Source organism: Pedobacter sp. (assembly GCF_045627485.1).
Taxonomy (GTDB): domain Bacteria; phylum Bacteroidota; class Bacteroidia; order Sphingobacteriales; family Sphingobacteriaceae; genus Pedobacter.
Map to the genome: position 1 here is coordinate 1 of NZ_JAZQNU010000151.1, position 8,279 is coordinate 8,279.

General features: G+C 42.8%; 10 protein-coding genes and 1 pseudogene. 1 reads left to right on the plus strand and 10 read right to left on the minus strand.

The genetic code is table 11. The features are described from left to right. On the minus strand, positions 1 to 385 hold a 385-nt coding region (locus ACR2F3_RS11895; RefSeq protein WP_432710194.1), incomplete at its 3' end, for a universal stress protein. 65 nt (positions 386 to 450) lie between these two features. Here ACR2F3_RS11895 and ACR2F3_RS11900 point away from each other — a divergent pair. After that, positions 451 to 1,218, plus strand: coding sequence for an NlpC/P60 family protein (locus ACR2F3_RS11900; protein ID WP_432710195.1), 768 nt, complete (start codon positions 451 to 453; stop codon positions 1,216 to 1,218). Between the two features lie 4 nt (positions 1,219 to 1,222). On the opposite strand, the gene ACR2F3_RS11905 is transcribed toward ACR2F3_RS11900, so the two are convergent. From ACR2F3_RS11905 to ACR2F3_RS11945, 9 genes and pseudogenes are all read right to left on the minus strand, one after another. Beyond that, positions 1,223 to 1,699: an OsmC family protein gene (locus tag ACR2F3_RS11905; protein ID WP_432710196.1), complete on the minus strand. Its 477-nt coding sequence runs from the start codon at positions 1,697 to 1,699 to the stop codon at positions 1,223 to 1,225. A 75-nt stretch (positions 1,700 to 1,774) separates the two neighbouring features. Then, entirely contained in the window at positions 1,775 to 2,671 is an 897-nt protein-coding gene (locus tag ACR2F3_RS11910; RefSeq protein WP_432710197.1) for a WD40 repeat domain-containing protein, read from the minus strand. Next, positions 2,671 to 3,261: a bifunctional phosphoribosyl-AMP cyclohydrolase/phosphoribosyl-ATP diphosphatase HisIE gene (gene hisIE / locus ACR2F3_RS11915; protein WP_432710198.1), complete on the minus strand. Its 591-nt coding sequence runs from the start codon at positions 3,259 to 3,261 to the stop codon at positions 2,671 to 2,673. Before hisIE ends, ACR2F3_RS11910 begins: the two co-directional genes overlap by 1 nt. Then, on the minus strand, positions 3,258 to 4,082 hold the full coding sequence (gene hisF / locus ACR2F3_RS11920; protein ID WP_432710199.1) for an imidazole glycerol phosphate synthase subunit HisF: 825 nt from the start codon (positions 4,080 to 4,082) through the stop codon (positions 3,258 to 3,260). Before hisF ends, hisIE begins: the two co-directional genes overlap by 4 nt. Next, positions 4,018 to 4,767 carry a 1-(5-phosphoribosyl)-5-[(5-phosphoribosylamino)methylideneamino]imidazole-4-carboxamide isomerase gene (gene hisA, locus ACR2F3_RS11925; protein WP_432710200.1) on the minus strand — a complete coding sequence of 250 codons (750 nt, stop codon included), beginning with the start codon at positions 4,765 to 4,767 and terminating at the stop codon, positions 4,018 to 4,020. Before hisA ends, hisF begins: the two co-directional genes overlap by 65 nt. A gap of 1 nt (position 4,768) precedes the next feature. Continuing rightward, the gene (gene hisH / locus ACR2F3_RS11930; RefSeq protein WP_432710201.1) at positions 4,769 to 5,362 is read right to left on the minus strand and encodes an imidazole glycerol phosphate synthase subunit HisH; all 594 of its coding nucleotides are present in this window, start codon (positions 5,360 to 5,362) and stop codon (positions 4,769 to 4,771) included. Beyond that, positions 5,359 to 6,492, minus strand: coding sequence for a bifunctional histidinol-phosphatase/imidazoleglycerol-phosphate dehydratase HisB (gene hisB, locus ACR2F3_RS11935; RefSeq protein WP_432710202.1), 1,134 nt, complete (start codon positions 6,490 to 6,492; stop codon positions 5,359 to 5,361). Before hisB ends, hisH begins: the two co-directional genes overlap by 4 nt. A gap of 17 nt (positions 6,493 to 6,509) precedes the next feature. After that, the gene (hisC, locus tag ACR2F3_RS11940) at positions 6,510 to 7,550 is read right to left on the minus strand and encodes a histidinol-phosphate transaminase (protein ID WP_432710203.1); all 1,041 of its coding nucleotides are present in this window, start codon (positions 7,548 to 7,550) and stop codon (positions 6,510 to 6,512) included. Then, a pseudogene (locus ACR2F3_RS11945) lies at positions 7,540 to 8,130 on the minus strand (histidinol dehydrogenase); the annotation flags it as partial. The gene hisC and the pseudogene ACR2F3_RS11945, both read right to left, overlap by 11 nt. Positions 8,131 to 8,279: the final 149 nt, after the last annotated feature.

Here is an 8,279-nt window from a genome sequence, read left to right on the forward strand (position 1 = left end):
ATTTGCATTTTTGGACCCATTTAACCCACCAAACCTTTCTTACTCCAAGCACGTCAAGCTCTTGAAGAATATTGATTACTCTCCATTGATCCGCCGTGCGAATGAAGGTGGTATGTTCACCGTTGAAGATGTTATCACCCAAGCCATATTTCTTCTCTATTTCTTTGAGCAATACATGGCTGTTTTCTTCACTATTGTCGTACGTTTCCAGAAAAACAGGCGCCAGCGTAAGGTCCGGATTAACGTTTGCCGGTATAGGTTCAATGATGTTTACCAGGGCAACCTCCGCATCAAAGGTCTTCGCAATTTCATAGCCAATCCTGGCGGCTTTTTCAGAGCAGGTACTATTATCAACAGCAATCATTATTTTCTTAATGTTTATCATCTAGTTTCTGGTTTTATATAAAAATAACAATTTTACGATTACTTTTATTGGCTTAAGGTATTATTATGGAACATCATTACGCAATTTGCCGGGTAACGGTTGCACCATTAAGGGCTCAGCCTAGCGACCAGGCTGAAATTGTTTCACAACTGTTATTCGGGGATAACGTTCTGGTGCAGGAAACGAACGATCGGTGGTTGTATATCCGCACCGTTCACGATGAATACGAGGGCTGGGTAGACTTTAAACAGGTAACGCATATTCAACAGCCTGAAATCAGCCACTTCCTGGCGCCACCACAAATCAATAATACTTTGTTAAGCCCCGATGGGAGTCGCTACTACCTGGCTGCCAGTAGTAATCTTCCCCATTATGCAGATGGTTTTTGCAGGATCGGCGCTACCAGGTTTGAAGTGATGTTCAAACCCCTGGCGGCTTTTAGTAAGCGCACGGCGACAGACGTCGTGAATTTTGCGTTATTTTATGAGCACGCACCTTACCTGTGGGGTGGTAGAACATCCTTCGGTATCGATTGTTCGGGATTTGTACAGTCGGTGTATAAATTAGCCGGTATATCTTTAAAACGTGATGCTTCTCAGCAAGCAGAAATGGGCAGCACCGTAGATTTCCTTCCAGAAGCAGTTCCAGGAGATGTTGCCTTTTTTGATAACGAAGAAGGACGCATTATACACGTAGGTATTCTGTTAGAAAATGACCGTATTATTCATGCTTCCGGAAAAGTAAAGATAGACCCAATCGATGATCAGGGTATATATAGCAAGGAATTACAACGGTATACCCACAAACTCCGCATCATTAAAAGGTTTATCTAGCTGTCTAAGTGCTTTCCACCAGGCATTGTGGCTGGTGGGTAACCGGAAAGTTGCAGGAATTGGCAATAAAACACATTTTGTTGGCTTCCGCATGCAATGCAAGTGCTTTCTCCATGGCCGATTCGTCAGAAATGGTCACTTCCGGGTGCAGTACAACTTCAGTAAAACGACCACTGCCATCAGCAAGCTCCTGCATTCTGCCTATCGCTGTATCTTTGTATTCTAAAACGATGATACCATTTGTAGAGCACAGGTGAAGATACCAGAGCATATGGCAGGATGAAAGTGACGACACCAGCAGGTCTTCAGGATTGTGCTTCTCTTTGTCGCCAAGAAATGCTGAATCTGAAGAACCCAGAATATCAGGCTTATGATCAATTGAAATGATAAAACTCCTGTCATACGATCGGTAATCCATTGTTCCTGATCCTCTGTTTCCTGCCCAAACCAAATTGGTTTGGTACTCATGTAGCTTTGTCATATCCTAAATAGTTTAAAGCAATTTAAACAATCTGTTGGTCATTTCTAAATAATAACAAAGTAGTTTTTAGCAGAATCAGGAGAATTCCCAGATTTTAATTTGGCGGTCATCACCTGTGGATATCAGATATTTTCCGTCTTCACTCCAGATCATTTTGTTGATGGAATGGAAATGACCGTCAATTCCTTTATCGATGCTCAGGATCTTGTATAGTTTGAAATCACTGCTGCTCCACACTTTAATGCTTTTGTCCTGGCTACAGGTTGCAAAATAGGGAAGAATAGGATGGAAGGCGATGCTATAGATACTAAAAAGGTGTGCAGGAATGGTGTTACCTAGGTTATAGTCGGGCAGTCTCCATATTTTGAGTTGTGCATCCCGACTTCCTGTGATCATATATTCACCGTTAGGTGCGTACTGGATCGAGGTAATGGGCATGGTGTGGCTATGCAGTACATTTACCGGGGTAAAATCTTCTGCATTGTAAATCCTGATCAGCCCGTCTTTGGCACCCAGTGCTATTTCTTTTTCATCATTACTGATGGCAATTACGCGGATGGTATTCTGTAATACCGGAAAATGGTAAAGCAGGGAAAAGTCGGCAAGCGACCATACCGCTACTGTTCCATCTTCTCCGGTGCTTAACAATTCGTTTTTTGAAACAATGCTTTTTAAATCAAAAACCCCTTTTTGATGGAAGTTTAAACTGGTGATTAGCTTTTCCTCTTTCAGGTCGAACACCAGTATCGCACCACTGCGCTGCCCTACCAACAGCAGGTGCCCCACACGGTGCAGGGCATAAACAGAACTTTGTACCGGCAGCACCACTTTCACAAAAGCCATGTCGCTCAGCGACCATTCTACCACACCTTTATCATTGCCGGCGCTGTAAAATCGGTTGGGATCTTCGGCCTTTGCCAGGGCGTAAACTGGGTTTTGATGTCCGGTAAGGGTTGTTAATAATTTAAGCATTATTTGTTATGTCTGCCTTCCAGGTTTAAGGCAATGTCATTTAGTGTTTTACCTTTTTCTTTTAATAATACCAATAAATGGAAAATGAGGTCAGAGCTTTCGTTAACAAAGTCTATTTCTGTTTCATTTAAAGCAGCAATTACCGTTTCTACACCTTCTTCACCTACTTTCTGGGCAATTTTATTGATGCCCTTCAGGCGTAAGCTATTAACATAGGAAGCCTCTGAAGGATTTGCATAACGGTCTGCAATAATGTTTTCCAATTCAAAGATGAAATTCTGGTTGTAGTTAGTATTAAAGCAATTGCGGTTACCCGTATGGCAGGTGGCACCAACCGGGCTCACTTTAATTAGCAAAGTGTCGTTGTCGCAGTCTAAATGAGTTTCTTTCACATGCAGGAAATTTCCGCTGCTTTCACCTTTTGTCCATAACCGGTTCTTGGTGCGCGAGAAGAAGGTAACAATGCCTTCCTTTTGTGTTTTATCCCATGCTTCCGGGTTCATGTAACCCAGCATCAACACTTCTAAAGTCTGGAAATCCTGTATAATTACAGGCACCAGGCCATTACTTTTTTCAAAATCTATATTCATAACCTCACTGGTATGCTGTGTTTTTGTAGCTCGTCTTTCAAATCCGGAATGGCGATTTCACCATAATGGAACACCGAAGCTGCAAGGGCTGCATCAACCCCTGTTCTTTTAAATACGTCTATAAAGTCGGCCACAGATCCAGCACCGCCCGAAGCGATAACCGGTATGTTGATGCTGGCACAAACTTTAGCTAATAAATTGTTGTCGAAACCTTGTTTGGTGCCATCATGGTCCATCGAGGTTAACAGGATTTCCCCGGCACCATGGTCTTCAGCCTGTTTAATCCACGTTTCTGTTTCCAGGCTTGTTGCCAGGCGGCCACCATTCAAATGCACCAGGTTTTTATCGCCAACAAATTTGGTGTCAACGGCCAGTACAACAAACTGTACGCCGAAGGCTTTGGCGAGTTGTTCAATTAATGAAGGGTCTTTTACTGCGGCAGAGTTGATACTGATTTTATCAGCACCGGCATTTAGCAAAGCCTCTGCATCAGCAATGGAGGTAATCCCTCCACCAATGGTAAAGGGGATGTTCAGTTGTCTCGCTACCGATTTTACCATCTCCAGCATGGTTTTACGGCGTTCGTTGGTCGCAGTTATATCTAAAAACACCAGTTCATCGGCACCCTGTTGTGCATATTGCCAGGCCAATTCAACCGGATCTCCGGCATCTCTCAGGTCTACAAAATTTACTCCTTTTACTGTCCGGCCATCTTTAACGTCCAGACAAGGAATGATACGTTTACTTAACATGGGCCTATAAAGATGACATGGCCCGCAGGTTCCATTGTTTAATTTCTTCAATGGTGATCCTGTTTTCATAAATGGCTTTTCCTACCACAACAGAACGGATATCTAATTTAGAAAGTTCCTCAATATCCTTCATCGAGCTGATTCCGCCCGAAGCAATCAATTTGATAAATGGACTGTGGTTTAACAGTTTTTCATATAAGTCAACCGCTGCACCACCCAGTTTACCATCTTTGTTGATATCAGTGCATAGGAAACGGAAGAAACCAAGGGACAGGCATTTATCAATGTAGTCCATCAATTTAATCGGCGAGCTTTCCATCCAACCCGAATATTTGATTACCTCGTCTAATACATCAATAGCAATCACAATGCGGTTGGCGTAATCATATTTTTTGCCTACTTCCTTGCTCAGCTCCGACAGGAAATTAGGGTTAGTGATTGCTTGTGTACCTACAATCACACGATGTATGCCGGCGTCAAGCAAGTTGGTTACCTGTTCAATGGTGCGGATACCCCCTCCGTACTGCACGCGCATGTCTGTTTTACTGATAATCTCAAAAAGCTGTTTCTGGTTACTAAAATCGCCTTTAGCACCATTCAGGTCAATAATATGTATGAATTCAGTCCCGTTGGAGCGATAGGTTGCTATCATTTCGGCGATGGAAACATCATACTCAGTTTTTTGATTATAGTCACCTTCTCTAAGGCGAACCACTTTTCCATCTAAAATATCTATTGCAGGAATTATGTACATTTTATTGTTTTAAAGTTGAAAAATTAATTAATAAACGTTCACCGGCAGCACCGGATTTTTCTGGATGAAATTGTACACCGTAAAAATTGTCTTTTTGAATAGCAGCTGAGAAAGGTACACCATAGTTAACCGTTGCAACATCAAACTTAGAATTATATTCTATATAATAGGAGTGAACAAAGTAAAATTGTGTCTGATTATCAACACCTTGTAATAAAGGATTGTTTTTGAAGGTTACATTGTTCCAGCCCATATGTGGGATTTTAATGTTGTTTCTTTTATCAAACAACTTGGTTTTGAGCGGGAAGATACCCATCATTGCTGCATCTCCTTCTTCAGAGTGTTGTGTAAGCAATTGCATACCTACACATATTCCCAAAACTGGTTTTTTAAGCGCCTTAATAGGTTCCACCAATCCCGTCTGCACCAGCTTTTCCATGGCAGTACCCGCATGTCCCACACCAGGAATGATGATGTGGGTATAAAGATCAAGTTCTTCAGCAGTGTTCACCATACCAAAAGGAATGTTGAGCCGCTCCAGTGCAGCGGTTAGGGAGAAGATATTTCCTGCGCCATAATTTATAATTCCTATCATAATACCCCTTTTGTACTTGGCAACACCATTTTTTCCGCATCGCGTTTAATGGCCATTTTTATTGCTTTGGCAAATGCTTTAAATATAGCCTCAATTTTATGATGTTCATTAATTCCTTCTGCTTTTATGTTCAGGTTGCATTTTGCAGCGTCGCTGAACGACTTAAAGAAATGGTAAAACATCTCTGTAGGCATATCGCCAACTTTTTCACGTTTAAACTCTGCGTCCCAAACTATCCAGGCGCGACCACCAAAATCTATGGCTACCTGTGCCAGGCAATCGTCCATTGGTAAGCAGAAACCGTAACGTTCCAGTCCTAATTTGTTACCTATAGCCTTAGCAAAAGCCTCGCCAAGTGCAATGCCGGTATCTTCAATAGTATGATGTTCATCGATATTCAGGTCACCACGGGTAGTGATATTCAGGTCAATACTGCCGTGACGGGCAATCTGGTCAAGCATATGGTCAAAAAAGTTTAAACCCGTGTGGATAGAAGCCTGCCCGGTGCCATCAAGGTCAATATCAATGCTAATTTTAGTTTCATTGGTATTGCGCTCATGGTGTACCGTTCTGCTGCCTGCACGCAGGTAAGTATAGATGTCCATCCAGCTTTGGGTTTTCAAGCCAATGTGCTCCTTTAATTCTTCAGCAGACTGCAATTGCTCCAGCGCCCCTAAAGTTAGGTTGTTGGCCAGCCAGATGGCTTTGGCGCCCAGGTTTTTCGCCAATATGATGTCGTTAATGCGGTCACCAATTACAAAGGAGTTCGCTAAATCGTAATCGCCATTAAAATATTTCGTTAACAATCCGGTATTAGGTTTCCGGGTTAGCGCATTTTCATGTGGGAAGGTAATATCAATCACCACTTCAGAAAATTTGATGCCCTCATTGGCCAGCGTTTGCATAATAAAGTTGTGCACTGGCCAGAAGTTTTCTTCTGGGTGAGAACTGGTGCCCAGGCCGTCCTGGTTAGTCACCATGACTAACTCAAAATCTAGTTCACGGGCAATCTTCGATAAATAATATAAGCATTGCGGATAGAACTCCAGTTTCGCAAAGGAATCAATTTGTTCATCTGCAGGTTCTGTAATCAGGGTTCCGTCCCGGTCAATAAATAGTACTTTTTTCATTTTAGATACGAGTGTGGTTATAGCGTTTTCAGGAATTGTAATAAGGTGTTGTTTTCTGCGGGGGTCCCGATGGTAATTCTTAAGCAGCCCTCGCATAATTCCACTTTGGAGCGGTCGCGAATGATGATGCCCTGATCTACCAAAGCGTTGTACGTTTTGGCTGCATCTTCCACTTTCACCAGAATGAAATTGGCATCTGAAGGGTATACAGTTTTCACCATGGGTAGTTCCATCAGCGCCTTACTTAACGCGTCTCTTTCCTGTACGGTTTGCTTGATCCAATCGTTTACCTGGCCTACGTTTTTCAACGCTTCCAAAGCAAGGTCTTGGGTAGCCTGGTTAATGTTATAGGGTGGCTTCACCTTGTTCAAAATATCGATCACCGGACGGGGTGCAAAAGCCATTCCTAAACGGAGTCCGGCAAGGCCCCAGGCTTTAGAAAAGGTCTGCAAAATAACCAGGTTTGCATACTCCGTTAATTCACTGATAAAGGTCTTCTGTTTGGCGTAATTAATATAGGCTTCATCGATGACAACAAGGCCATGAAAATTCGCTAAAATCGTCTCGATATCGGTGCGGATAATGGAGTTTCCGGTAGGGTTATTTGGCGAGCAAATAAAGATCATTTTGGTGTGTTCATCGATCGCCTCAGCGATGCCTTCCAGGTCTAACTGGAAGTTTGGCAAAAGGTTCACTTTACGGATTTCCACATTGTTTATTTGAGCCGAAACCTGGTACATTCCATAAGTCGGCGGCAACACAATAACATTGTCTTTTCCGGGCTCACAAAAAGCACGGAACAAGAGGTCGATGGCCTCGTCACTTCCGTTGCCCAGGAAAGTATTTTCAATAGGTACTCCTTTAATTTTACTGATTGCATCTTTTACATCCAGTTGCAACGGATCCGGGTAACGGTTATAGTTATGTGCTAATGGCGAACCGTATCCATTCTCATTGGCGTCCAGGTACACGCTGGCCTGCCCTTTATATTCATCCCTTGCAGTAGAGTAGGGTTGAAGGTTTTTAATGTTTTCGCGTTGTAAGTTATTAATATCCATCTTGTGCTTGTAAACGAATGGTAATTGCATTTTTGTGTGCCTGCAGTCCCTCTGCTGCTGCCAGTACTTCTACGGTTTGGCCAATGTTATTTAGACCTTGTGGGCTAATATGTTGAAAGGTAATCTTCTTAACAAAAGAATCAATTGAGACACCAGAATAGCCTTTAGCAAAGCCACTTGTAGGTAAGGTATGGTTGGTTCCAGACGCATAATCACCCGCGCTCTCAGGGGTAAGGTTGCCCAGGAAAACGGAGCCTGCATTGCTGATCAATGGAATAAGTGCCTCATAGCCAGTAGTGGCAAGAATTAGGTGTTCCGGGGCATAGACATTGGAAAAAGCCATGCCAGCCTCCAGGTTATCCACCAATACCGCATAGGAGTTGTCAATGGCTGCAGCAGCGATGTCTGCTCTTGGTAAAACGGCCAGTTGTTTTTCAATTTCCACTAAAGTTTTATCTATTATATCACTTGAGGTAGAAACTAAAATGGCCTGACTATCAACACCATGTTCAGCCTGTGCAAGTAGATCTGCGGCTACGTATGACGGATTGGCAGTCTCATCAGCGAGTACTAAAACCTCATAAAATTACCATTTTACCCCAGGGCCAAAAAAATTTAACCCCCAGGACCGGGGGCATTTCAAGAATTTTCAGGGGATATAAATGATATTTCTGGATTTATTGCACAGTAAAACTACTAAAATAGTTGAGAAGGATAAGCGCGGCTACT